Annotated in this window: 24 protein-coding genes, 8 tRNA genes, 1 riboswitch and 2 other annotated features; of the genes, 10 read left to right on the top strand and 22 right to left on the bottom strand. The window is 37.7% G+C overall.

Annotated elements, in window-relative coordinates:
- Positions 1-131: 131 nt before the first annotated feature.
- The 10 genes from ACXAHI_RS03935 to ACXAHI_RS03980 form a co-directional block, all read right to left on the bottom strand.
- Positions 132-536 (bottom strand): hypothetical protein, encoded by a 405-nt coding sequence (locus ACXAHI_RS03935; protein WP_474846091.1) that lies wholly within the window; start codon positions 534-536, stop codon positions 132-134.
- Positions 537-683: 147 nt separating this feature from the next.
- Positions 684-1,109 carry a hypothetical protein gene (locus tag ACXAHI_RS03940; protein ID WP_474846093.1) on the bottom strand — a complete coding sequence of 142 codons (426 nt, stop codon included), beginning with the start codon at positions 1,107-1,109 and terminating at the stop codon, positions 684-686.
- Between the two features lie 84 nt (positions 1,110-1,193).
- Positions 1,194-1,565, bottom strand: a complete 372-nt coding sequence (locus ACXAHI_RS03945) for a DUF3888 domain-containing protein (protein WP_474846095.1) — start codon at positions 1,563-1,565, stop codon at positions 1,194-1,196.
- A 112-nt stretch (positions 1,566-1,677) separates the two neighbouring features.
- Entirely contained in the window at positions 1,678-2,238 is a 561-nt protein-coding gene (locus ACXAHI_RS03950) for a hypothetical protein (RefSeq protein ID WP_474846097.1), read from the bottom strand.
- Positions 2,239-2,384: 146 nt separating this feature from the next.
- On the bottom strand, positions 2,385-2,807 hold the full coding sequence (locus ACXAHI_RS03955; RefSeq protein ID WP_474846099.1) for a hypothetical protein: 423 nt from the start codon (positions 2,805-2,807) through the stop codon (positions 2,385-2,387).
- Between the two features lie 389 nt (positions 2,808-3,196).
- Positions 3,197-4,111, bottom strand: a complete 915-nt coding sequence (locus ACXAHI_RS03960; protein WP_474846101.1) for a Nif3-like dinuclear metal center hexameric protein — start codon at positions 4,109-4,111, stop codon at positions 3,197-3,199.
- A gap of 45 nt (positions 4,112-4,156) precedes the next feature.
- Positions 4,157-4,379 (bottom strand) — a binding site (T-box leader).
- A gap of 131 nt (positions 4,380-4,510) precedes the next feature.
- The gene (gene lysS / locus ACXAHI_RS03965) at positions 4,511-5,974 is read right to left on the bottom strand and encodes a lysine--tRNA ligase (RefSeq protein ID WP_474846103.1); all 1,464 of its coding nucleotides are present in this window, start codon (positions 5,972-5,974) and stop codon (positions 4,511-4,513) included.
- A 97-nt stretch (positions 5,975-6,071) separates the two neighbouring features.
- Positions 6,072-6,338, bottom strand: a binding site (T-box leader).
- A 323-nt stretch (positions 6,339-6,661) separates the two neighbouring features.
- Positions 6,662-7,792, bottom strand: coding sequence for a UvrD-helicase domain-containing protein (locus ACXAHI_RS03970; RefSeq protein ID WP_474846105.1), 1,131 nt, complete (start codon positions 7,790-7,792; stop codon positions 6,662-6,664).
- Complete coding sequence (locus ACXAHI_RS03975) at positions 7,773-9,398, bottom strand: ATP-dependent nuclease (protein WP_474846107.1); 1,626 nt, start codon at positions 9,396-9,398, stop codon at positions 7,773-7,775. The genes ACXAHI_RS03970 and ACXAHI_RS03975 overlap by 20 nt, the downstream gene beginning before the upstream one ends.
- Before the next feature lie 235 nt (positions 9,399-9,633).
- The gene (locus tag ACXAHI_RS03980) at positions 9,634-10,476 is read right to left on the bottom strand and encodes a tyrosine-type recombinase/integrase (protein WP_474846109.1); all 843 of its coding nucleotides are present in this window, start codon (positions 10,474-10,476) and stop codon (positions 9,634-9,636) included.
- 322 nt (positions 10,477-10,798) lie between these two features.
- On the opposite strand from ACXAHI_RS03980, the gene ACXAHI_RS03985 reads away from it, so the two are divergent.
- Positions 10,799-11,548 carry a potassium channel family protein gene (locus tag ACXAHI_RS03985; RefSeq protein ID WP_474846111.1) on the top strand — a complete coding sequence of 250 codons (750 nt, stop codon included), beginning with the start codon at positions 10,799-10,801 and terminating at the stop codon, positions 11,546-11,548.
- A 624-nt stretch (positions 11,549-12,172) separates the two neighbouring features.
- Here ACXAHI_RS03985 and ACXAHI_RS03990 read toward each other — a convergent pair.
- Together ACXAHI_RS03990 and ACXAHI_RS03995 are read right to left on the bottom strand one after the other, a co-directional pair.
- Positions 12,173-12,775 carry a trimeric intracellular cation channel family protein gene (locus tag ACXAHI_RS03990; RefSeq protein WP_270182355.1) on the bottom strand — a complete coding sequence of 201 codons (603 nt, stop codon included), beginning with the start codon at positions 12,773-12,775 and terminating at the stop codon, positions 12,173-12,175.
- A 104-nt stretch (positions 12,776-12,879) separates the two neighbouring features.
- The gene (locus tag ACXAHI_RS03995; RefSeq protein WP_474846113.1) at positions 12,880-14,367 is read right to left on the bottom strand and encodes a UDP-N-acetylmuramoyl-L-alanyl-D-glutamate--2,6-diaminopimelate ligase; all 1,488 of its coding nucleotides are present in this window, start codon (positions 14,365-14,367) and stop codon (positions 12,880-12,882) included.
- A 221-nt stretch (positions 14,368-14,588) separates the two neighbouring features.
- On the opposite strand from ACXAHI_RS03995, the gene ACXAHI_RS04000 reads away from it, so the two are divergent.
- Positions 14,589-15,656, top strand: coding sequence for a DUF3900 domain-containing protein (locus ACXAHI_RS04000; RefSeq protein WP_270182356.1), 1,068 nt, complete (start codon positions 14,589-14,591; stop codon positions 15,654-15,656).
- A 45-nt stretch (positions 15,657-15,701) separates the two neighbouring features.
- Here the strand turns inward: ACXAHI_RS04000 and ACXAHI_RS04005 are convergent, their stop codons facing one another.
- The 10 genes from ACXAHI_RS04005 to ACXAHI_RS04050 all read right to left on the bottom strand — a co-directional run bounded on the left by ACXAHI_RS04005 (position 15,702) and on the right by ACXAHI_RS04050 (position 18,486).
- Positions 15,702-16,442, bottom strand: a complete 741-nt coding sequence (locus ACXAHI_RS04005; protein ID WP_474848062.1) for an SDR family oxidoreductase — start codon at positions 16,440-16,442, stop codon at positions 15,702-15,704.
- Positions 16,443-16,568: 126 nt separating this feature from the next.
- Entirely contained in the window at positions 16,569-17,414 is an 846-nt protein-coding gene (locus ACXAHI_RS04010; RefSeq protein WP_474846115.1) for a bifunctional 5,10-methylenetetrahydrofolate dehydrogenase/5,10-methenyltetrahydrofolate cyclohydrolase, read from the bottom strand.
- Between the two features lie 39 nt (positions 17,415-17,453).
- A riboswitch (ZMP/ZTP riboswitch) is annotated at positions 17,454-17,536 on the bottom strand.
- Between the two features lie 180 nt (positions 17,537-17,716).
- Positions 17,717-17,790: transfer RNA gene (locus ACXAHI_RS04015), tRNA-Arg, on the bottom strand.
- Positions 17,791-17,873: 83 nt separating this feature from the next.
- Positions 17,874-17,947 (bottom strand) — tRNA-Gly (locus ACXAHI_RS04020).
- A 4-nt stretch (positions 17,948-17,951) separates the two neighbouring features.
- Positions 17,952-18,026: transfer RNA gene (locus ACXAHI_RS04025), tRNA-Gln, on the bottom strand.
- Positions 18,027-18,030: 4 nt separating this feature from the next.
- Positions 18,031-18,115: transfer RNA gene (locus tag ACXAHI_RS04030), tRNA-Tyr, on the bottom strand.
- Between the two features lie 14 nt (positions 18,116-18,129).
- Positions 18,130-18,206, bottom strand: a tRNA-Met gene (locus ACXAHI_RS04035).
- 11 nt (positions 18,207-18,217) lie between these two features.
- A tRNA-Pro gene (locus ACXAHI_RS04040) sits at positions 18,218-18,294 on the bottom strand.
- Between the two features lie 22 nt (positions 18,295-18,316).
- A tRNA-Arg gene (locus ACXAHI_RS04045) sits at positions 18,317-18,393 on the bottom strand.
- An 8-nt stretch (positions 18,394-18,401) separates the two neighbouring features.
- A tRNA-Leu gene (locus ACXAHI_RS04050) sits at positions 18,402-18,486 on the bottom strand.
- Between the two features lie 143 nt (positions 18,487-18,629).
- Here ACXAHI_RS04050 and kynU point away from each other — a divergent pair.
- The 8 genes from kynU to ACXAHI_RS04090 all read left to right on the top strand — a co-directional run bounded on the left by kynU (position 18,630) and on the right by ACXAHI_RS04090 (position 24,090).
- A complete protein-coding gene (gene kynU, locus ACXAHI_RS04055) occupies positions 18,630-19,931 on the top strand; it encodes a kynureninase (RefSeq protein ID WP_474846117.1) in 1,302 nt (433 codons plus the stop codon).
- Positions 19,932-19,994: 63 nt separating this feature from the next.
- Positions 19,995-20,180: a hypothetical protein gene (locus ACXAHI_RS04060; RefSeq protein WP_270179001.1), complete on the top strand. Its 186-nt coding sequence runs from the start codon at positions 19,995-19,997 to the stop codon at positions 20,178-20,180.
- Positions 20,181-20,193: 13 nt separating this feature from the next.
- A complete protein-coding gene (locus tag ACXAHI_RS04065) occupies positions 20,194-20,451 on the top strand; it encodes a spore coat protein (RefSeq protein ID WP_474846119.1) in 258 nt (85 codons plus the stop codon).
- Between the two features lie 124 nt (positions 20,452-20,575).
- On the top strand, positions 20,576-21,955 hold the full coding sequence (locus tag ACXAHI_RS04070) for an alanine/glycine:cation symporter family protein (RefSeq protein WP_474846121.1): 1,380 nt from the start codon (positions 20,576-20,578) through the stop codon (positions 21,953-21,955).
- A gap of 106 nt (positions 21,956-22,061) precedes the next feature.
- A complete protein-coding gene (locus ACXAHI_RS04075) occupies positions 22,062-22,220 on the top strand; it encodes a YjcZ family sporulation protein (RefSeq protein ID WP_270179004.1) in 159 nt (52 codons plus the stop codon).
- 208 nt (positions 22,221-22,428) lie between these two features.
- Positions 22,429-22,569 carry a hypothetical protein gene (locus tag ACXAHI_RS04080; RefSeq protein WP_474846123.1) on the top strand — a complete coding sequence of 47 codons (141 nt, stop codon included), beginning with the start codon at positions 22,429-22,431 and terminating at the stop codon, positions 22,567-22,569.
- Positions 22,570-22,631: 62 nt separating this feature from the next.
- The gene (locus ACXAHI_RS04085; RefSeq protein ID WP_474846125.1) at positions 22,632-23,165 is read left to right on the top strand and encodes a 5' nucleotidase, NT5C type; all 534 of its coding nucleotides are present in this window, start codon (positions 22,632-22,634) and stop codon (positions 23,163-23,165) included.
- A 10-nt stretch (positions 23,166-23,175) separates the two neighbouring features.
- Positions 23,176-24,090 (top strand): NAD(P)/FAD-dependent oxidoreductase, encoded by a 915-nt coding sequence (locus ACXAHI_RS04090; RefSeq protein ID WP_474846127.1) that lies wholly within the window; start codon positions 23,176-23,178, stop codon positions 24,088-24,090.
- Positions 24,091-24,132 lie beyond the last annotated feature (42 nt).

A 24,132-nucleotide genomic window follows, 5' to 3' on the forward strand; every position in this document is an offset into this window, starting at 1 on the left:
CCTAACCTTCCTTTAATTTAATTACACAAAAAAGAGCGTAATCCTTTCTAGATCAACGCTCCCTATTCTTGAAGACTTGAAATCGAGGTTTCTCCTATTAAATCTATAACTACCCACCCGTTTGCTACTTCTTAGCTTATCTTACCTTGTCCTTTTACAATAATTTCAAAAGCAAAATTTTCTGGTAGTATCAATGTATCTTTTGCTATCTGAACAACGTCATTAACCTCTGTTTCAACAATTGCGCGCTCTTCCTGAGTATTAGCCACAGTGTCAATATAAATCAGGAACTTTGGAGAAACCTCTATATCATTTTGAATAAGGACCAGTCTTCCATTTATACCTTTCTCCTTTAAACTGTCTGCAATAAATTCTGCTAACTCTTCAGCTATTATTCCTAAATTACCTTCGTTCGACTTTATACCGTTGGCAATTACTTTTGCTTCATTACTGGATGGGTCATCTAATAATGTAAATGAACCAATAAATACAAAGGATAATAATAAACCCAACCCTATAAAATAGAATCTCTTCATCTTAGACACCCCCCTATATAAAGAAGATGTCCAAGAATATTAAATTATTCTTATGTGTACACAATTTCATACTTGAACAACCTTGATCGGTTACCACAATAAGCCATAGCCACTGTACAGTTTTCGCTCCCGATTGTTGATATGTTGCTACAAATTAACATTCATCTTTGCCTTTTCATCAAACCTCCACAATAACGTAGACATAATAATAACTATTAACAACCAGGGAGAAGAACTCACTACAAAATTGAAAGTATCTACTTTATCTGAATTTGAAAAAACAACAAAGAAAATAAGTATCCCTAGCCCATTATGTACCATAAGGGAATACAATTTTCGATGATTACTTTCTACAGTAAGTTGATCAGCTGCCACTGAGATTGGAATACCAACGATTATTATTGCAGGGATAAAATATATAATCAGCAAAAATGATGCTCCGATTGCAACAGATATTTCCCCATCTCCCCCCGTCACCTTATAAATAATGCCCCCTACAGAAATTAAAATGATACTAAACAACCAAGTCAGCACCGAAGTCTTTATTGCTGTTTTTAATTTACTAAAAAGCAAACAACTTTACTCCTTATGTATTCTTTAGGAGCGTAATACTTCTATATTAACGCTCCCGATTGTGGAAGAAGAATATTTTAAAATTCATCCATCCACGCTAGTTACAATAACTCCTTCTGTCTTTATATCAAAAGTTATAGTAACTGGTCCTTCTGGTGGATTGTGTGGTCCTGTATAAGTCTCATATCTAATTTTTATCTTAAACTCATATTGTGAATATCCATCAGTTTTGCGAATTACTTCTAAAATTTCTGCATTCCATAAATCATAACTGCGAGTCGGGTACTTTTGGTTAATCGCTTTCCTAGTATAAGGGTCTAATAAAACCAAGAGTGGATCATAAAAATCCGATTGTATTTCCGTTCTCTCAATATTACTTTTTGCTAATACTTGGTTAGAGGATAACGTATTCCAGAGTAATAAACTTACACCAATTGAAATTAGAAGTCGTATCATATAAATCACCTCTGGACTATTTTTCCTGAGTGATATTATTTTATCCCTCAAAACTAACCTAAACCTGCATCGCTTATTTTTTTCAGCTAACGCTTCAAATTTCCTGAAGAAGCTACTTATAACATTGAATATCATTACTTAGCACAAGCAATCCCAACTTTTTAGTGCTAGGGTGAATAGAATTTTGCTTAACAGCTTTCATTGACCTTGCAATTATCATCATTTCTTCTTTAGATTTCCTGCTGCTATCCATCTCTATATAAGTTCCATCTTGAACCCAGGAAAGTATACCTCCTGAGGCATTAACAAATGGCTTGAAATTACCCTTTTTTCCATTTATATCAACATTTTCTCCATTATAAAATGAATAATTTGAAGACATATTTGATATCTTACTTTGTTCAATTCCAAATAACAAAACCTGATCAGCTTTGTTTATATAATGTAATCTGATTTGAGTGACATTGTTAATATCTGAATTAGAGTAAGTTTTAATCTCCAATGTACTATCCTTGGGGATTTTGTCAGGAGAGAAAACTTCAAAATCAACCTTATTAGTGAGTTCTGCAATTTTAATATTCTTATTGATGTCTTTAGCCTGAATCCCTAATGACCCTAATGGAAATAATATAAGTAAAGTTAATACCATTAATAAACGCAAAGAATTCTTCATTCACACTACCTCTTTTCACAATACTGTCAGGGTAGTGTTCCCATAAGGTTTATTTCTTATAATACTCAAACGATTATTCAATAAAACTTCCTAAATCTACTTAGAACGCCTACTTTTTTAAGTAAACGCTCCCTTTAACCTAACAATTACTTATTAAGTCCAGAATCAATTTTTTTAACATATGGGGAATGTCTAGAGATAATATCTATTTTATGTTCTATACAAGCTAATGAGTAATGAGTAAAATTTCTACCTTTAAGGGACGACTCTCTTTGTACAAAATCAATATAGTTTGACTTGTCATATATTCTAAATGTGTCGCCACGAAAAGTCTCATTTTTGTCTCTTATAGTATAATCGTCATAAATGACAGAATAAGTAACATAATTCTTAAAATCGATTTGTAAAGTTTCCACTTTGCTATCAGAGTGAGGGAAAATCAATAAGTCTATTGGATCATTACTTTTATTTACGATTATCCTCAAATTCACGTCATCTATCCTAGGTTCCAGAATAGATTCAAAAGATATAAAACAATCTCCTATTTTGCATAACTCCTCAAATGTCATTCTTTCCTCCTAATAGTAATACTGGAGATTCGCTCCCGATTATAGATGAAATAATAAGTATCCCCCTTGAATTATTACTGTTTATAGATGAACTTATAGCCAAAGTAAATAACCAATATAGCTAAAAAAGTAACTATTAAATCATCTATGGATGCGCACACTACCCCTCCGACACAGAAAGATGGTTCACTTGGATTTCCGAAGATGAATGATATTAAACGAATACCAATTCCCTCCTTAAAGAGTGTTGTTATTGGTATATTCGCTTTTCTCACCTAGTATACTTAATCTTTTGAGCAGTAAAGCACTGTTACCTTGTTCTGTGAAAGCTCCCTATTATTGAACACTTGATATCAAGATTTTTACAATAAAAATAATAATTCCTCTATTTACAGCCACCATTTTCCTTGAGGAATAAGATTTATACTGTCAAATTTAAATTCTTTTTCAAACCAACGATACAATAATGTTTTCTTTACTAAATATTCGGAAGCAGAGTGTGAAACTCCTATTAGAGACATGTTGGTATCCTTTGCATAACTTTCAATTTCTTTATATCTACTTCTTCCGTATTCATTATCAATGTGACAATGAATTTCTCCAGAAATATAAGCATCTACCCCTTTATTTTCAGCGTACTGCATCCACTTTGTTTTATCACCACAGCCTGCAACAATAGCGACTTTACTCACAGTATTTTTAGCTCCTTCAAAGTCTACATAAGGGATATTGAATATCGTTTTTAGTTCATTAATTAATTCATCTATTTCAGTTGTACTTATGTTTCCTATTATTCCAATATCACCTCGTGCTTTACTGTTAATAAACCGATCAGTTATATCTACACTTAGTTCTTCCGCTATGGCTTGACTAGTTCCAAGCGTTCTATGGTAATCCAAAGGAGCGTGACAAGTATAAATTGATAATCCCTTACTTACTATCATATTTAACAGAGATTCATCGATTGGAACGAAACCTCTTCCCCACTTCCCATATGGGTCCCCGCATTCCATTAATAGAGGATGATGCATGAACAACATGTCACCAGATTTCCCTTCCTCTATAAATCTCTCTAATACATCATTCGTTGGGAAAACAGCTAAAAATAAATTTTGAACTGTAGATTCCCCTCTGATCATTAATCCATTAAATAATGTTGTAAACTTAGGTTCAAATAGATTTTCCCAATCGACCTTATTTTCGTAGACTTGAGGTATAAACCTACTAAAAGCAGGGTCTATTCCAAATTGTTCGATCCCAAATTCATTGTCCAAAGATCGTACGACATTGCCCAACTCTTCCATGTTATTACTCCCTTCACAAAAATAAAAAACACACCACCCCTCTAACAGAGGGACGAGTGTGTTATCTCGTGGTTCCACCCAAATTCCCATTACATAATACACTAATGGCTTCGGTCTGCTTTAACGCGCGAGACGGTATAGACTACTATTAATTTCATCCATACAGTTCAAAGGTGGTAAGTCACTACGCAGCGATAGGAAGTTCTCACCATCTCTTCCCTCTCTGATAACCGGTAGTAGTAACCATTATCCTTATCATCACAAAATATTTTGAATTTTAATTAACTATATGGCACTTACCATATTTAGTCAATACTATTTGTTGTGTTACTAGATGCTTCTTTAATGCTTCGATTTAATGGAATTAAGGACTAGGACTTATTACAAAATTTATTAACTTCACGTTGATTTTTTAGTCATTGGGAATATCGTGCAATCTTTTATCGTTTCACAATTCGTTAATACCATCAATAATCGCTCGATTCCAAATCCCCAACCTGATATAGGAGGCATACCATACTCCATTGCTGTTAGGTAATCTTCATCCATCTCCATAGCTTCTAAGTCTCCGTTGCCTTTTAACTTCGCTTGAGCTTCCAATCTTTTTCTTTGTTCAATCGGATCAACAAGCTCAGAATAGGCGTTAATAATTTCTGCACCATTTACGACTAATTGGAAGCGATCTGTAATAGATTTATTCTCATCATTAGCTTTTGCAAGTGGTGATAAATCAATAGGATGTTGGATTAAAAAAGTTGGTTTTACAAGTTTAGGTCTACACGTTTTTTTGTAGAGTAAATCAATGAAATTTCCTCTTCCTAAAGTGTCGATATCTGAATGTTCTAATTCAATTTTTCTTCGTTGAGTTTCTTCGTATAGATCTTTTACGTGAGGATAAAGATCTATATCTATTTCAGTTTCTTTAAGAATTAAATCCCTAAATGAGATCACTTCCCAATCTAGTGAAAAATCAATAGACTGACCTTGGATACTAATTGTCGTAGTACCAAATGTTTGATCTAGTATAAATAATACCATTTCACGCATCAACTTCATCGTATCTTCATAATTCCAGTAGGCGGCATACCCTTCAACCATTGTGAATTCTTGAAGATGTTGGGGACTTATACCTTCATTCCGAAAACACTTCGCAAATTCGAAGACTTTGGTAAATCCACTTACGATTAACCTCTTCAAGTACGTTTCTGGCGCTATTCTCAAGTTAAGTTCAGTTTCCAATGCATTATGGTATGTCCTAAATGGTTTTGCTAGTGCCCCAGATGAAGTATGCTGTAACACCGGTGTTTCGACTTCTAGGAATTCTTGGTCCTCAAAGAACCTACGGATTGAACGTACTATTTTGCTCCTATTGAGTAATCGATTTTGCGTTTCTTTTGTCATCATTAAATCTAAGTAACGCTGCCGGTATCGGAGCTCAACATTACTTATACCGTGCCATTTCTCGGGAAGACTCCGCAATGCCTTCCCAAGAAAAACATAACTTTCAATCCGCAAAGTTTTTTCGTTCGTTTTAGTGGTGTACATTCGACCTTCCACACCTATGAAATCTCCTGTATCAAATACCTCTTGAAAATGATCAAACGCTAGATCGCCGACCTCATCCTTTTTTAAAAGAAGCTGCAAGCTTCCTTGTATATTCGAGATGGTTATAAAAATTAGCTTCTTAAAATTTCTAATACTCATTATTCTTCCTGCTACCCTTACTTCAGAAGTTCCATCTTTAAGTTGAGACGCGTCATAGAGTTCATAATTTGTTGTAAACCTTTCAGGGTAAACTGAAACTTCCTGGAACTTTAACATCTCTAACTTTTCAATTCTAACCTTTGATTCTTCATTATTCATACATTTCACTCCATTCGTTTTTTTCTTAATAAGTTTAGATATTTATGGATTCAACTTTCTGGTCAACAAAAAAACTCCCACCCCCAAGATTATTCATCTTGAGGACGAGAGTTTATAGCTCCGTGTTACCACCTCAGTTTATTGATATGTCACCATACCAACCTCTTCGGGTACGGCAATTTGTAATAAATTGATTATACCCTATCTCATTAACGGGAGATCCCGTCGCAGTATCACTATAAAAATCGTAGATCCGTGCGAAGCTCAGAGTTTTTATTCGTTATAATCATTACTGCCCCTTTTCACCTGACGGAGCTCTCTGGAAATAATAGATTATAATTACTTTTCTCTTCAAAGCCTGTTATTCCGTATTGAATATTGAGAATATTATATATTAGATGTATTGTTGAGTCAATTAGTATCTAAAATCATATCTATCTGTTTAATTTGACTGCCTTAAACCATCATAGAGCGTTTACTTTTTATCAAGGTAAGCTCCCTTTTATTGAATATCCACGATCAAAATGCCACGCAAAATGGGGGTTCTGCTTAATTAAGAATCTATAAGATTCTTTCCAAAATGTTTTACCAGGTAACCATCTTTGATACTTTTTCTAAAGTGTAAAATAATTATTATTAAACTGGCTATAAGTAATATGAGTTTTAACACAGAAACTTATTATTTTTTTATTCACTGATAAATTTAGTCACCTCTATTTTTTTAGATTCTAACTCTATATTTTCAATTTTAAAATGTTTATTTTCGATTAACTTATCTACTACAAAAACCAAGCTATACTTAGGTCGGGTAACACCAACAAAATATTTATGAGGACTACTTAATTTAGTGGAAGTATCTTTTAAGAATTTCTTCAAAGGACCATTTGGAAAAATAACTACTCTATCCATGGTCATACCCTTACTAACCCCAAAATTTAACGCTGGATAACTAAGTGTGTCTGTTTTCTTGTCAAATCTTAATACATTTGGGTTAAAGTAACTAATATAGTCATCTATATCTTCTCTTTTTATTTGGTAGACACCCATGAACTCATGTGAAGCTTGCTTAACACTTATAATTGGGTCACCTGGATAAACAAGGTTAGCAAAATCGGCAATATCTTTAATAAATCTTCTAGATTTGTTACTTCTAACAACCTGAAGATTATGGGAACCTTTCAATGATTCTAGGTAATCGAAAACATTTTCCCCACTCTTCTTCTTATTTGCTTTTGCATTATGAGTTTTTAATGTAGATTGTTTGTAATCCCCTACGCAATAAACTTTTATTGATGACTTAAGTAGAAGTTCTAAGAGATCAATGTCTCTTCCTGTCAAGTCCTGTAACTCATCAATATAAATACAAGAATAGATCTCTTCTAACCTTTTAATTACTGAACCACCTGATATACTATTCAAATAAATGGAAAACTCTGAAGCTTTGTTAACTTTCACATCACCATTTTTATTAAGAAAATATGGAAAGGTGTTCTTTTTAGAAAAATCTTTTTGTCCGTACATATTCGAAAAATCAAACGACCTTATTTTGTTTATATCATCTAGAAAATAACTTTGATAAGGCTTGATCAAATCTTTCAAGAGAAATTGATACCAGGTTAGTATACTTATATTCTGATCAATAACTCCGGAATTTTGTTTTGCGTATTCGCTTTTTAAAGAGTCTACTCCTTTGTTAGTAAAAGATACCATCAAAGCTTTTTTATTTCCGCTAGAGTTATTTACCGCATCCTTACACAGTCCCCACGTTTTACCAGAACCAGCACAAGCCATAATAATTTTATTTTCTGATTGCTTCATAAATATACTCAGGATACACAACTTTCTCTAAGGAGTCGAATACCCGTAGCCCCCATTCTGCTTTGTTGTTCTCCATAAAGTTAATAATTTGTTCCTCAGTTTTATTCCTCATAGAACCGTTTTTTGAAATAGCTTCCTGGAATCTGTCAAGACTTTCTTTATTTGTCGCGTTTGCTGCATACATACTAGGTTCCAAACTATATAAAGATTCATCTTTTTCATAAAATGCGTTTATAAAGTCATATTCATCGATATAACCACTATACTTCTTAAAAATATTTTCTTTAATATCACCGTCATTATCGGTTACAAAATTAATATCTTTATCTACAAGAATAGCTAAATCACAATACCTCTTAAAAGCAAGTGAATCAACGGTTATTATATCTGTATTATCCTCAATCGGTAGTTTCCCGTACTTATCCAGATAAGCTCGCTGGACTATCAATTCATCCGTTGGTCCTTCAACTAAAATCACCTTACTAGCAAGCAAAAACCTTAATGTATTAAAACCAGGTAGCTTCATAAAAAAATTCATTGTATCTGGGTTAACTTCATTTAGTGGAGTTATTTGTCCTTTGTGCAAGAGTATAAGATTCTTAAGCCCTAATTTATTCGCAACAAAGCTACTATGTGTAGATATAAACACTTGTTTTGATTCCTCATTTTTAATTTTAGATATAAGCTTTGACATATTACTAAAAGATAAATTGTTCTCGGGTTCTTCAAACAGAATAAAGTTGGACTTCTGAGATTCTTCATTTAATACTAGTTCCATCTTGATTAAATTTTGACTACCGAAACCTATATCCTCGAAAGGTATCTCTTCAACATCAATAGATACTTCACTTTTCCAAGCATCTAAAACTTCTTCTTTTATACCAAGTCTAATCCTCTTGTCATCAAGACGTATATTTTCTTCTATCCTTTTGTTTAAATCCAAAACGCTTTCATTAGAATTAAATTCAAATTTCATTTTCCGATAGCTTCGTGCTAAACTTGCTTTTTCTTCATCAGTCAAATGTTCAGCAACACTAGAATTAACAAATTTATTAACAGAATTACTATAGTCTTTTTTGGTGGTATCTAAAAGAGATAATTTAAAAGGTAACGTTCTGAAAACCACTGGACTCCCTGAAAAATCTGTCCACTTCACTTCATAAAACTCTACTGGAATATCGTACACTTCTCCAGCCTCTAGCATACCTTTGTATGCCTCCGCATAAATAGGATTGAAATTAACCGACATTTGAATTCCAGGACAATCCTCACCTAAATAATTATTAGTTCCTTTTAATTCTGATGCATCTCCTTCATCGTCAAAGTAGATTTCTACTATAATCTTTGGAAGTTCTTCTATTCCTTCTTTTCGTTCAAGTTTACTTCTAAACTCTTCTCTAATTAACTGATTAAAACATGATGCTTTAAGTTGACGTTCAAAAGAATAATTATTAAGTTTTCCACTTATGGTAACCTGCAGTATTTCTAGTAAAGTGCTTTTGCCAGAGTCATTATTTCCTACGAAAATATTATAGCCAGGATTTACACGTATAAGTGAACTTTTGAATAACTTATAATTTTTTATAAAGATTTTATTTATTCTCATAATAGCACCACCTATATATAAGGATAGAAACATTAAAAAACTATTTTGACGTTATCAATAATTGCCTTTAACGCATTACCATTTTATAGACTTACCAACATTAAAGTAATTGGCTAACTTATTTTTAAAACTGCTCCGCAACCTTTTCACCTTCCTAAAAACCAATTATTTCAAATTTTTCAATTTTACTCAATAAAAATTCCCAAAAAAAAAAACGTTCTCGAAGAACGTTTTTTTAAAAATACTTACTGTATAGATCCTGTCTTAGTTTCCCACTAAGCTGAGCATATACTTTCGTTGTTTCACTTTTTTCATGTCCCAAGAGACTCTGGATCACCTCGATTGGAGCCCCGTTATTTATCATGTGTGTTGCATAACTGTGTCTTAGTTGATGCGGATGAATGCTTTTATTAATACCAGCTCGACTAGATATCCGCTTAATTATATATCGTATTAAATCAATACTCATACGCTTCTTTGGCCTTCTCTCTGTAATAAACAAGCATTTTTGATCATCATCCCGTTCATCCAAATAGCGTTTTAACCACAGAGAGCAACGTGTATTGAAATAAACTTCCCTTTCCTTATCTCCTTTTCCATGTACAATGACCGAATTTGTCGAGAAGTTAATGTCGTTTCTATTCAGCTTTACAACTTCACCTATTCGACATCCTGTTGAATAGAAAAACTCAAACAAGGCATTTTCCATGCTACCTTGAGAGGCCTCCCTTAATTGTTCAATTTCAAGTTCTGTTAGAAACTTTGGTATCCTCTTTCCAATTTTAGGCTCTTTTAATTTAGCCGCAGGGTTTTTATGGATGTACCCCTCCTCGTAAGTCCATTTGAATAAGGATCTAATGCAACGAACTCTGTGACCCAAACTCGAAGGTTTTAATTGATCACCAGCTTGAATCAGATATCCTTTTAACTGATCGGTCGTTATAAGGTTCATATCGATATCCCCAAAGTATCGTTTTAACATATCGTGCTGAAATCCATATGTTTTTATCGTTAGTGGCGAATACCCTTCAATTTTCTTATCAAGCTGATACTTCTCCCATGCTTCTGATAATAACAATACATTCACTCTCCTAAACCATGAATCAATTATTTTAGATTCTAGTATAGTCGGCGAAAGTATAAATCATACATTATGTTATTCAGCAATATGGAAATAGAAGTTATATTTTAATTATAATTATCCTTTTAGAGACGGTAAAATAAAGCACTTCTTGATTATCAAGTGCTCCCGATACTGGAAGACTCGGTCTCAATATTATTCCATCAAGAGTAAATCTACAAATAAATTAACCGATCTGTATTAGTAAATTATTGTAATTAATTTGAATTGGGTTTACAATTTAGAATATGTATTTTTAATACGGAATCAGGAGAATTCTATGCAAAATAAACGAAAATTAAGAAGTGCTATATTTAAAAAAAAGAGAAATATAAGACTCGAAAGATATCTGCTAAATAAGAATAAAGCTAAAGAAACAAATCTAAATCCTGTACACGAAGCTTTCATTGACCAAATAAAACCACCAGACGGACAAGGTAACGGCGCTATAGCATTTAACTGGTCAATTCTAATCTTTGTTGCACCTTTTTTAATCTATTTTTTAGACGTTATAGAACACAATTTCATTACATATATTCTTCTTGTATATTCCATAATTATGGTATTTTTCCATACAGCTATAATGTATTTTTTGTATAGAAAATTAGGGAATTTATTAAATCCTCAAAATTTGATAACAAATAGCCTTATGTTTTTTGCTCTAAGTACCATATATTTAGGTATAACTTTTTATTATTTATGGACGATTGATCACACTCAATTCACAGGACCTAGTCCAGATTTGTCGGTATTTGATATGATTTACTATAGTTTTGTAACAGTCGCCACATTAGGGTATGGAGACATACTCCCAAACTCAATATTAACTAAAATACTTACTATTTTTCAGATAATATATGGAATCTGGTTTTTAATTACAGTAGTCCCTGTATTAGTAGCTGATCAAGCTGAAAGACTTAAAAAATATCGCATTAATCATCAACACTTTTTAGAAGTTTTAAAAACGGCAGAGCAAGATGGTAAAGTAAAAAGGACAAAATTTCGAAAGGGTAAAAAAGTTGAAAAATGATTTGCATCTAATTTCATATTAATTATAAAAAATGAGGCAGCGTAACTGTCTCATTTATTATAATCACGATTTTGTGAAGTTTTTTCCTAAATACACTTTAAGAGACTTGATATTAAAATAAGTTGACTATCCCTTAAAAACGAGTTACATAATCACGAGAAACTTTTTGTGAGTTTATTATATTTAAAATCTATCTCATTCTCTCATTCCCAGTTAAAAAAGCACTACTTCCCTTAAAATTCTTTTTTAAGTCACTTACATCCATTATATCACCCATACTTCCCCTGCTGTTTTTCCATATTAAGATGATAATATATTGATACTAAGCCAAGATAAGATGTAGTGATTAAAGATAACCTGATGCTATAAGGTTATCTCGAATTCAAGTCTTCCATAAAACTGCCCTTTAACAGAAGATCTACTTCTACATTTTACCATATATTTCACCACTGAATTTTTCCTCTGTACTATATAAACTTTTAAAAAAATCACTGTTTTTCATACTTGTTAAGTATTCTACTTCTGACAAACGCAAAAAAAAGAGCGCCGAATCGAATCGGCGCTCTTATATATATGCGAGCTCTGTTCTTCTAGATCACAAGCCGCTTTTAAGCTAACTTATCGTTACGAAAGCGTTCGGTAAGGTAACTTCCAACCGAGTCTTAACGAAAGCATTCGTAAGAAGACGATCATGCCGAACAAGATCATGAGAGGTGTTAAACCTTGTGGATACCCAAGGCCGATCAAAAGCCCTGCCATCATAGCCCAAACGGCATATACTTCCTTTTGGAGGACAGTTGGTTTTCTTCTCGCAAGCAAGTCACGGATGATTCCTCCGCCAGTTCCTGTCATTGCAGCTGCAACCATAGCCGCTATGAAAGGTAAGCCCATGCTTTCTGCATAGAGTGCACCTTGAATGGCAAATGCAGCTAAGCCGATCGCATCAAAGAAACTTCCCCATTTTTCCCAATAATAATTAATCCAAGAAGCAGGAAGAATGAAAAGGATTAGAATCGTTGCGATGGCTACGATGATGAGCCTATCCTGCTCCCATATCGATGGGACGGGAACGCCGATCAATAAGTTACGAATGATTCCTCCACCGAATGCAGTCGCAAGTCCAAGTACGATCACACCAAGAAAGTCAAATTCTTCTTCAAGTGCTACAAGGGCGCCACTCGCCGCAAATGCTATTGTTCCAATAATGTTTAGTATTTCCCAGGTCACTCCATTACGTCCCTTCTAACCAATCTCAAAGATAAAATTGTACGTTACCTTCATGATTATTTCAACTACATTTTTTTCACACAAAAAACCCTCACTTAGGAGGGTTACGATGTCATGTATGAGTACGAGTGAATAATGTCTTCATCAGAATGGGGGATTTCCTTCCCTTTCACGATTTGAGCTCCGTTGATACAACCGCTTGTAAGTAGAATAATGTCTCCTTCACCACCGAGTTCCAGTGATTTGAGGACGCCTTCTCTTCTTGTGTTTGTGCGGTGAATATGAGTTGCCCGAGGGTCACTAAAACCCGTCATCACTTTATCAACGATTACAGAAGGGTCATGGTGTCCTGGATGATCGACCGTTACGATGATCTCATCCGCTTTCCCATCGATTGCTTTTGCCATCTTAGGCATCTTTTCAAAGTCCCTGATTCCGATCCCTGCAATCATCACGATCAATCGGCTGTGCTTTAACTTACGAACTTCTTCAACGAGCCTCGTTAATGCAACAGGAGTATGAGCGTAATCTAAAATGACTTTCTGATTAGGTGGTACTTCGATAATTTGAAACCTTCCTTCAGGGCTTTCAAGCATTGTCAGCACATGAAGAATCCGAGGGATGTTATAGCCTAACAACATTGCAGTTCCGATCGCTGACAACACGTTAGCGACGTTATACTCACCAAACACGGGTACATAAACCTCGTACGCCTTTTGATTGACTTCCAGTGTGAAGGTCGTACCTGTGTCGCTATGCTTGATATCAACCGCTTTTAAATCTGCTTTTGTTTCAGGCATCAACGAATACGTCACGGTAGGACCGTTAAACAAATCTAACAGATCTTGTCCCATGCCTTCATCATCCACATTGATGACTGCTGAATGCGCTTGACGAAACAGCTGAAGTTTACATTCCTTATAGTTCTCAAAGGTTTTATGGTATTCGAGATGCTCTACAGATAAGTTCGTATGAATTGCTACATCGAAATAAACGCCTGCAACTCTCTTCTGATCCAAACCGATCGATGTAACTTCCATCGCAACCGCAGAATCATTCGCGTCGAGCAGATCATGGAAGATCTGATGAAGATCGACTGACTCTGGGGTAGTCGGGGTACTCTTTTTGTAAGGGATTTTATGTTTGGAAGTATAAATACCTGACGTACCGATCGAACCCGATGGCATACCTAGAAGAGTTAGCAGCGACCTTACGTATGCAGCAACTGTCGTCTTGCCGTTTGTTCCTGTAATGCCAACTGTCTTCAACTGTTCATCTGGACTGTTATGAAAGTGTTTTGAAAAATAAGCCATGGCGATGCGCACATCTTCAACATCAACAAACGTTGTTTCAGGATATTCCTCCGTAAACCTTTTTAATAGAGATGAATCGCTTCCTACTACAGCAACTGCTCCACTTTTTATTGCATCTTCAATATACAAGTGACCGTCATGATTTTCTCCTTTTATCGCAAAGAACAAAGAAGATTCAGTCGCATTTTTCGAATGAAAAGTAAGTTTTTGTATGTTCTGAGTGCTTGGTCCATATACGGTTTTTATCCGAGCGTTGATTAGGTCAAATTGTATATTCATCATGTAGCCTCACATTTCTGTCAAATATTGCTTTTAAGAATAAAATTTTAAATTGCATATTTAAACGTTATTTCCCCTATTCCATATAGGGTTAAACATTCTTATGCTTATGGTTTACAACTGACGAACAGCCTATATCAAGAAATTACTGGATTCAGTAATTGACGTATGTATTTTCCTTGCCTATACTTGATTAACGTATTAAGAAAACAGGTGATAAAATGGAATTTTCTATGAACTATTTATCCTTTTACCTCGTAGAAGGTCCAAAGGAAAATGAAGAAGCACAGTATAAACATTTTCAAACGCTAGATGAAGTTACATATACCGATAGCCCCCTTAAATCTTTTTTAGATGGAGAGCTTGCGAAAATTACAAAAAGAAAAGTTGATCGTCACGCAAAATCTGAAGGAGCTCCTACTAAGATCGGTCGTTTTATGGTTGAACCTGGTCATGAGTTGACATCTAATCCGAATTTTAATTTATTTCACAGAGCAAGGTACTCTGAAACGGCTGATGATTTTGAGTCAGAAGCAGATCAAATCGTACAGATGTATCTTGATACGAGCGCGATTCGAGGTGGCGTATTAATCGTTGCATCCGCTAAGCTCACTAAACTATTCGACGATCCGTTCCTTTTTATAATGAAATGTGACTTCGAACCGAAAGTGGCAACAATTACTAACGAAGATACGCTAATAGAAAATATCGAGATGGCCATAACAACAAAAAACATGAAATCTGTCCAATACCCCTACATGCCTGAAGAGGGCATGATCGATAGCGCAGAAGTTAAAGTTCACCAGTCCTCACATGCTCGGTATTTCGAAGACTTCTTAAAGTGGGTCGAATATGAAAAATCGATGCCAGAAATCGTGAAGACGCAAACGATGGATATCGTTCAGGACCACATACAAGAAACGTTCCAACCAGAAAGCGAAGAGAAAGAACAGTTCGAACAGGTGATGGAAGAATGGGCGGCGAGTCCTAAGAGAGAGTTACAAGAGCACTTTACCACAGAACAAGTAGTGGAAGCTACTTCACAAATCGTGGAACAATCTCCTGACGTAGAATGGAAGCTTAAGCTCGATCATGTATCTGTTAAAGCGATGCTGTCTGATTTTGGAGAAAGTATTCACTTAGCGAAAGTGAATGGAAAATATGTACTTGCGATCGAAGCCGATTCGATTACGTTTGAAAAAGGCTTCTCTCCAATCGAGTTCCATAAGCCAGATTCGCTTCAGGAAGTTGTAGAGCGAATCTATAAAAAGAGTGAGAATGAATCATAAAAGCCAGCATTTGCTGGCTTTTTTTGTGTAGTAGCGCAATTTTTCCTATTGCATCGGTCGAACAACCACTTCATTAACGTTGACGTAATCAGGCTGTGTTAGTGCATAAACAACAGCACGTGCGATATCATCAGCTTGAAGCTTTTTCATCGATGCTGCACGATCTTTAAACATTTCTAGTACTTCGTCGTCAGTTATATGGTTTGTAAGTTCAGATTCTACTGCACCTGGAGAGATGTTTGTTACACGGACTCCTGTTTTCGAAAGTTCTTTTTCAAGTCCCATCGATAGTGCTCGAACAGCGTATTTTGTTGCACTATAGACGCTGCTAGAAGGGAATACTTCGTGACCAGCTACACTTGAAACATTCACGATGTGTCCGCTCTTCTGCTTAAGCATGTCAGGTAAGACGGCGTGAACACCGTGAAGAACACCGTTAATGTTTACGTCTACCATCTGAGTCCATTGATCCACTTCATCATTCTTCATGAACGAAAGTAGCATAACACCAGCATTGTTAATGATCATATCAACTTTGCCGTATGTATCTTTCGCTTGTTGAACCAAGTTTTCCATGTCCTCTTTTTTGGTTACATCCGTTTTCACTACGAGCGCTTTGCCGTTCGATTGATCATTTAAAGACTGAGCGAGATCAGTTAACTTCTCTTCTCGACGTGCGGCAAGTACCACGTTAGCTCCTTCATCTGCTAAATGACGTGCGATCGCTTCACCTATTCCGCTGCTTGCGCCTGTAACGAGTACAACTTTACCTTCTAATTTCATTATTCATGCTCCCTTCACTAATGATCTTTCATTACGAGACTAACACAGTATTCCCAAACCAATTAGTAAAATGCTCATGAAATGTGCTTTCCTACATAAAAAAACTCGGGGTCATACCCGAGTTTTTCGTTAGCTAGTTACAGATTTTTCTGCAGCATCTACCGTATGTTTTAATAACATCGCGATCGTAACAGGACCAACGCCTCCTGGAACAGGAGTAATCGCAGACGCCCTGTCTTTTGCTGTTTCGTATTCGACATCACCAATATTGCCTTTATTGTAACCAGCATCGAGGACGATCGCTCCTTCTTTGATCCATTCACCCTTGATGAACTCTGGCTTTCCTACGGCAGCAACTACGATGTCAGCTTGTCTAACATGAGTTGCCAAATTAACAGTTCTCGAATGACACGTTGTGACTGTAGCATTTTCATTTAAAAGAAGAGCACCAACGGGCTTTCCAAGGATAGGACTTCTTCCTACGACGACCGCATGCTTACCTTCAGGATTGATGTCATAGTCTTCCATAATCTTCATAATTGCTGCAGGTGTACAAGATGGGTATGTACCAAACCCTAGAGCAGTCTGTCCGTACCCTTCACTCGTCACCCCATCGACGTCTTTCTCGATCGCGATCGTCTCAAATGCAAGGCGTTCGTCGATTTGAGACGGCACAGGATGCTGAAGCAAAATACCATGGACAGAATCATCGCGGTTCAGTTCTTCTATGGTTTCAAGCAACGTTTCGGTGGTTGTTTCCTCTGGCAGATGAATCTTTTTTGATACGATTCCTATACGTTCACATGCATTTCCCTTCATTCGCACATATGTTTCAGAGGAAGGATCATCTCCAACAAGAATCGTTGCGAGGCTGGGCGTAACACCTTGTGTTTTAAGTGCTTCCACTCTTTCTTTAAGCTGTTCTTTCACACGATTTGCGACTGCTTTTCCATCTAATAATTTGGATTCTGACATGAACTGATTCCTCCTAGACAGTGTTAAGAAATATCACTATTTCTTCGCCCAGACGACCGGCTTTATTCATTACAGCTCCCTTGTGGTTACTTCCACATTTGTCGTCAGTTACTGCAATAAGGTTTCTACGGATATAGTAGCACATTAAGCGGGAAAATCAAGAGAGATGCGTGCGAATTTACGTAGAAATTAATAATAGGTTCATTTTTTGCGTGAATGTTCGCCTTTTGAACTCCTCGTCATTCTCTTAGCTCACAAAATAAAACCTCCGAGTGGTGTAACCACTCAGAGGTTTTGAGATACGCGCCTTAGAGGATTCGAACCTCTGACCCACAGCTTAGAAGGCTGTTGCTCTATCCAGCTGAGCTAAAGGCGCATGGTAGTATGTGTGATACGATAACTGAAAGTTAGTATACCACGTTTTCCATTCTTGGAAAAGTCTTAATTAAAATTATGTAATGGAGCGGGTGATGGGAATCGAACCCACGACATCAGCTTGGAAGGCTGAGGTTTTACCACTAAACTACACCCGCAAAATGGCTGGGCTAGCTGGATTCGAACCAGCGCATGACGGAATCAAAATCCGTTGCCTTACCGCTTGGCTATAGCCCAAAGATGGTGGAGGGGGACGGATTCGAACCGCCGAACCCTGAGGGAGCGGATTTACAGTCCGCCGCGTTTAGCCACTTCGCTACCCCTCCACTATTTAATTATATGGTAGCGGCGGAGGGGATCGAACCCCCGACCTCACGGGTATGAACCGTACGCTCTAGCCAGCTGAGCTACACCGCCACGCTATGTGATGGTCGGGAAGACAGGATTTGAACCTGCGACCCCTTGGTCCCAAACCAAGTGCTCTGCCAAGCTGAGCTACTTCCCGATTTCATCGCTATGTTATGTAATGGCGCGCCCGAGAGGAGTCGAACCCCTAACCTTCTGATCCGTAGTCAGACGCTCTATCCAATTGAGCTACGGGCGCATCTATTCTGGTGCGGGTGAAGGGACTCGAACCCCCACGTCGTAAGACACTAGATCCTAAGTCTAGCGCGTCTGCCAATTCCGCCACACCCGCATGTGGTTTCTTTCATTTCAGCGACAATTAATATAATAACACCCGTACCCAAAACCCGTCAATCATTATTTCAAAAAAACATTTAGTTTTTTCATATCGGGCGATGTAAGCGTTGACAGCTTCTCATTCTTTACCATACGATTATGATACTAAAGGAGCTGAGTAAATTGAGTGTACCACAGTCCATTTATTATGCAAAAGAGCTAGACGAAAAAGACCCTCTACGCCACTTCAAACATGAGTTTTATACTCCGGATCATTCCATTTACATGGATGGCAATTCACTTGGCCTTCTCTCAAAACGAGCTGAAGCTTCTCTACTCCAATCGATTGACGATTGGAAAACGCATGGAATCAATGGTTGGACAGACGCGGAGCAACCATGGTTTTATATGGCAGAAATGCTTGGCAAGATGACTGCACCCCTTATCGGAGCAAAAGAAGATGAAACGATCACAACAGGTTCGATCACCACTAACCTCCATCAAATGCTAACAACGTTTTACAAGCCAAGTGATAAGAAAACGAAGATCATCGCTGATTCACTCACTTTCCCATCAGATATATATGCAATAAAAGCACAGCTAGAGCTTCACGGATTATCACCAGATGAACACCTTATTCAAGTGCAAAGTTCAGATGGTCGTACGATCGATGAAGACGACATTATTAAGGAGATGACAAGCGAAGTCGCACTAGTCCTCCTCCCTTCTGTCTTGTATCGTAGCGGTCAATTACTCGACATCAAAAAAATAACGCGAGCAGCAAACGATAAAGACATCATAATAGGGTTTGATCTTGCGCATTCCATCGGTGTTATCCCACATCACTTACACGATTGGGGTGTTGACTTCGCGGTATGGTGCACGTACAAATATTTAAATAGTGGACCTGGTGGTGTCGGCGGTCTTTATGTTCATGAAAAACACCTAGGAAAGAAACCAGGTCTTGCAGGTTGGTTCAGCTCGAAGAAAGACGTTCAATTCGATATGAGTCATGACCTTGATCATGCACAAACCGCTGGAGCATTCCAAATCGGGACACCTCATATTTTCAGTATGGCTTCATTGATTGGTTCGTTAGAAATTTTTTCTGAAGCCGGCATTGAACAAATTCGAGAAAAGTCGTTAACGCTCACGAAGTACTTAATGGAGTTAACTGCTTTAAAACTGAATCGCTTTGGCTTCACATTAGCTAACCCTGCAGAGGACCATCGCCGTGGTGGCCATGTTTGTATAGAACACAATGAAGCTGCTAGAATTTGCAAAGCGTTAAAAAACAAAGGCGTGATTCCTGACTTTCGAGCTCCAAACGTCATTCGTCTTGCACCGATCTCCTTATATACGTCGTTTGAAGATGTGTGGAACGTTGTACATATATTAGAAGAAATCATGGCTACTAAAGAGTATGAGCAATTCACCAACAATCGAAACATCATCGCGTAAACACGTATAAAAAGTCCCTCAACATTCAATATTAAGATTGATTCAATAGAAGGAGGGACTTTTATGGAACAGTTGAATGAATTGGAGTTGCAAAACCTTCGCCACATGATCGGTGGTCACGACACGCTGGCAAATAAACTTGATACGTATGCCCAAACTTGTACTTGTCCTGAACTAAAGCAAATGCTGCAAAAAGATGCGCAAGATGCAAGAAATACAAAACAACAGCTTATGTCTTTTTTAGGTTAAGGAGGAGAACGTAATGAATGAGAAGGATATGGTCAACGATTACTTGTCAGCTCTAAATGGAAGCCTGATCAACTATGGCGGTGTTATTTCACAATGTGACAACGAGCAGCTGCGTCAGACGCTTCAACAAATAAGAGATACTGATGAACAAAGGCAGTATAATCTTTATCATTATGCGAAGCAAAAAGGGTACTATCAGCCAGCAGCACCTGCGCAGATGCAAGAAGTACAGCACGTTAAGAACCAGCTTAACGGCCAACAGCCACAATAAAAAAACAGTCGGGTCAAACCGGCTGTTTTTTTTATCGTTTTCTAGACTTCTATCTTATTAAAGTTTCACGTTCCCTATTTTTGGATATTAAAGTTATACACTATATTCGTAGGGAGCGATTAGAATGGAAACGATTCTTAATGCGATCTCGGAGTTCTCCGGATTCATATGGGGCTATCCGATGATGATTTTACTTTTAGGCGGAGGACTTTTTTTAACCATCCGACTCGGCTTTTTTCAGATCATATTCTTCCCCCACACCTTGAAACATACGATCGGTAAAATTTTCGAAAAAGATAAAGGTGATGGGACGATCTCACCATTTCAGGCTTTCACCTCTGCTCTGGCATCTACTGCGGGAGCTACAAACATTGTTGGCGTACCGGTTGCGATTGCGTTCGGCGGACCAGGCGCGATCTTTTGGATGTGGGTTGTTGCCATCATCGGGATGTCGACGAAATACTCTGAGATCGTATTGGGTATCAAGTATCGAGAAAAAAACAAAGATGGCGTCTATGTCGGCGGACCAATGTATTACATACGTAAAGGACTTAACTGGAAATTCGCATCATGGCTCTTTGCATTCGGTCTGATGATTGAAATTATACCGGGTGTCATGGTTCAAACAAACTCGATCTCTACATTAACAGAAGGATCATTCGGTCTCCCTACCTGGTTGACGGGTATCATTCTAATGATTCTTATTTCAATCGTAGTGTTTGGAGGAATTATAAGAATAGGATCTGTTGCTGAGAAAATTGTACCGTTTATGATCCTAACTTACATTGGAGGCGCTATCGGTGTAATGGTAATCAACATCGACCAGTTCCCTGAAGTGATGAAGCTGATTTTTGTTCATGCATTCCAACCGATCTCTGCAGCAGGTGGCTTTGCTGGTGCTGGGTTCGCTGCAGCAGTCCGCTGGGGTCTTGCGAGAGGACTATATTCAAACGAAGCTGGGATGGGAACTGCTTCGATCGCACACTCCGCTGCACACACACCACACCCTAGCCGTCAAGGACTATGGGGAATATTTAGTGTCTTTATTGATACGATCGTTCTTTGCACAATTACTGCTTTCACCGTTCTCGTATCTGGAGCGTGGAAGGATGTAAAACCTTCGAATGCATCGGATATGGTCTCTGACGCATTTGCTGGCTTGATGGGAGAAACGTGGGGCCCAATTTTCGTTTCCTCCCTTCTTCTCATCTTTGTCATTAGTACCATCGGTGTCCTGATCTTCTATGGAGAGAAACAAGCAGAATACCTATACGGGTCTAAAGCTTCTAAAGTGATGAGGGTGGTTTATATTTGTGCCGTATTTGTCGGAGCAATCGGTGGCCTTCAGTTCGTATGGGAACTAGTTGATCTCACGTTAGCACTCTTTGTTATCCCTAACGTCATCGCCATCTTATTCCTCAGTAAGGAAGTTAAAGAACTTACAGATGACTACCGAAACAACTTCTTACAGCAACGTAGTAAGGACAATACGTTCAGTGGCTAGTTGGGTACTTTTCTAAAAACTGCCCCTTCCCTCCGCTCTTGCCCACATCATTTATAGACGGATACATATAGTGATAGGGCAAGAGATACTAAGGGGGATCACAACTATGAATTATGGAAATGCACCATATCCAAATGAGCCATACAACCAGGTGGCAGGAGCAAGTATGCCTTACTATTGTTGTAACAACGGCAGCGGCTTTGCCTTAATCGTCGTACTGTTTATCTTACTCATCATCGTTGGCGCAGCTTTTGTAAAATATTAAAAAACGAAGACAGGATTCGCTCCTGTCTTCTTAGATTGTAGAAAAAGTCTCGGTGTTGCGATGAGAGTAGACGATCATCTCATCTCCGTTTTAATTAACGTTACTTGTCTGTTAAACCATTGGGCGGAAGATTCGTTTTTGATTAAACTTCATCAAGTAGGAGAGACGATCGCGGACTCCTGCGGTAGAACGGGCGGCCGAGACCGGGGTGTGGGTTTCACCTCGGGCTTGGACGTTCGTCCGCGGAAAGCATGCGATCGTCATCGACTACGGCATCGGGTGCACACCGATTAATGACGTTTCTCTACAAGCTTGGAAGACAGGATTACTTCCTGTCTTTTTTATATAAATTGTAAGGTATACAAAGGACTGATATGATTAATGAGAACGAGGCATAAGGAAGTGAAGAGTTTGAAAACGTTATTAATCGATATGGATTCAGTTATATGCGATTTAATGACTGAATGGCATAAACGCTACAACCGTGACTACGAAGATAATTTAAATGTTGAAAAGCTTCAATGCTGGAGATCAGAGGATTACGTTAAAGAAGAATGTGGTGTAAAGATATATGATTATCTGGACGAGCCAGGCTTGTTTCTTTCTTTGACTCCTCTCCCCAACGCAATCGAAGTGCTTGAGAGGTTATCTTCACGCTATGAGCTCTTGATCGTTACGAGTAGCCGTACATACGCATACACTGAAAAAGAATTATGGGTTGAAAAGCACCTTCCCTTTATCGGTAAAAGAAACCTAATCTTTACTCATCGTAAAGAGATGATTCGCGGAGACTTGCTACTAGACGATGCCCCCCACAACCTTGAAGCATTTCGAAACACTGGTAGAACGGCGATCGCCATGGATTACCCGTACAACAAAGATGTTGACGTTCCGCGTGTAAAAAGTTGGCTTGAATTCGAGAATTGGCTTTCTGTTAGAAAGTGAGGAAAAAAAGTTGCTCCATAAAAAAGATCTCATCATAATCGGAGGAGGACCTGCAGGCATTTCTGCAGCTATATGGGCCAAGCGCTTAGGACTGGATCATGTGTTGTTAGAATCCAATAAAGAACTAGGAGGGCAGCTCCTTTCGATCAACAATAAAATCATTGATTATCCAGCTGTCATGTTGGAAAGTGGTGTCGCACTACAAGAACAATTAGTCGACCATGTAAAAACTTTGGGTTGTGAGCTAAGTACGGATGTGGCGATCGAAAAGATTGATTTTATCAACAAATTATTGCACACCACGTCTCACACATACGCCTTTCAATCATTAGTTATCGCGACTGGTTCATCCCCTAAGAAGCTCAACATACCTGGCGAGCAGGAAATGATCGACCGAAATGAAGTGTATTCTGCGACGAGAGACCGAGATCGCTTTAAAGGAAAGAAAGTAGCAGTCATCGGAGGTGGCGACCGAGCTTTTGAAGGTGCTCTTCTTCTTGCAGAAGCAGGTGCGACTGTTCAATTGATTCATCGCTCCACTACGTTTAGGGCTAGAAATGAATTCAGGGATCCGGTATTAGCACACCCTTCGATCGACGTCTTAACAGATTCCGTAGTAACAAAGATCGATAGCTCGAAAAAGCAATTATTCTATGTCAGAAAGCATCAAACGTATCAAAGTCAAGTAAACGGTGTTTTTATTAGAATTGGTGTAGAACCAAACACACGTCTTTTCTTAGACAGTTTAGAAGCAGATGAAGAAGGCTATCTTATGTGCGATAAGACAGGTCAGACATCGTTACCTTTCGTTTATGCGGTAGGCGATGTCTGTACGCGACCTCTATTGTCGAGTATATCGTCTGCTACAGGTCAGGGCATGACCGCTGTAAAAAGTTTATCTCTTTATTTAGAAAGTACAACATGAACAATATGAAAAAGCCTGCAGGTAGCACTGCAGGCTTTTCGA

The sequence above is a fragment of the Anaerobacillus sp. ABD4_527 genome (assembly GCF_056160805.1).

Excerpts from the sequence above, each read along its gene's own strand:
- ACXAHI_RS03950 (WP_474846097.1), bottom strand. The coding sequence starts at position 2,238 with ATGAAGAATTCTTTGCGTTTATTAATGGTATTAACTTTACTTATATTA.
- ACXAHI_RS04060 (WP_270179001.1), top strand. The coding sequence starts at position 19,995 with ATGGAACAGTTGAATGAATTGGAGTTGCAAAACCTTCGCCACATGATC.
- lysS (WP_474846103.1), bottom strand. The coding sequence starts at position 5,974 with ATGAATAATGAAGAATCAAAGGTTAGAATTGAAAAGTTAGAGATGTTA.
- ACXAHI_RS03955 (WP_474846099.1), bottom strand. The coding sequence starts at position 2,807 with ATGACATTTGAGGAGTTATGCAAAATAGGAGATTGTTTTATATCTTTT.
- ACXAHI_RS04010 (WP_474846115.1), bottom strand. The coding sequence starts at position 17,414 with ATGTCAGAATCCAAATTATTAGATGGAAAAGCAGTCGCAAATCGTGTG.
- ACXAHI_RS04065 (WP_474846119.1), top strand. The coding sequence starts at position 20,194 with ATGAATGAGAAGGATATGGTCAACGATTACTTGTCAGCTCTAAATGGA.
- ACXAHI_RS03935 (WP_474846091.1), bottom strand. The coding sequence starts at position 536 with ATGAAGAGATTCTATTTTATAGGGTTGGGTTTATTATTATCCTTTGTA.
- ACXAHI_RS03970 (WP_474846105.1), bottom strand. The coding sequence starts at position 7,792 with ATGAAGCAATCAGAAAATAAAATTATTATGGCTTGTGCTGGTTCTGGT.
- ACXAHI_RS03995 (WP_474846113.1), bottom strand. The coding sequence starts at position 14,367 with ATGAATATACAATTTGACCTAATCAACGCTCGGATAAAAACCGTATAT.
- ACXAHI_RS04075 (WP_270179004.1), top strand. The coding sequence starts at position 22,062 with ATGAATTATGGAAATGCACCATATCCAAATGAGCCATACAACCAGGTG.
- ACXAHI_RS04070 (WP_474846121.1), top strand. The coding sequence starts at position 20,576 with ATGGAAACGATTCTTAATGCGATCTCGGAGTTCTCCGGATTCATATGG.
- ACXAHI_RS03985 (WP_474846111.1), top strand. The coding sequence starts at position 10,799 with ATGCAAAATAAACGAAAATTAAGAAGTGCTATATTTAAAAAAAAGAGA.
- ACXAHI_RS03975 (WP_474846107.1), bottom strand. The coding sequence starts at position 9,398 with ATGAGAATAAATAAAATCTTTATAAAAAATTATAAGTTATTCAAAAGT.
- ACXAHI_RS04000 (WP_270182356.1), top strand. The coding sequence starts at position 14,589 with ATGGAATTTTCTATGAACTATTTATCCTTTTACCTCGTAGAAGGTCCA.
- ACXAHI_RS03945 (WP_474846095.1), bottom strand. The coding sequence starts at position 1,565 with ATGATACGACTTCTAATTTCAATTGGTGTAAGTTTATTACTCTGGAAT.
- ACXAHI_RS03960 (WP_474846101.1), bottom strand. The coding sequence starts at position 4,111 with ATGGAAGAGTTGGGCAATGTCGTACGATCTTTGGACAATGAATTTGGG.
- kynU (WP_474846117.1), top strand. The coding sequence starts at position 18,630 with ATGATACTAAAGGAGCTGAGTAAATTGAGTGTACCACAGTCCATTTAT.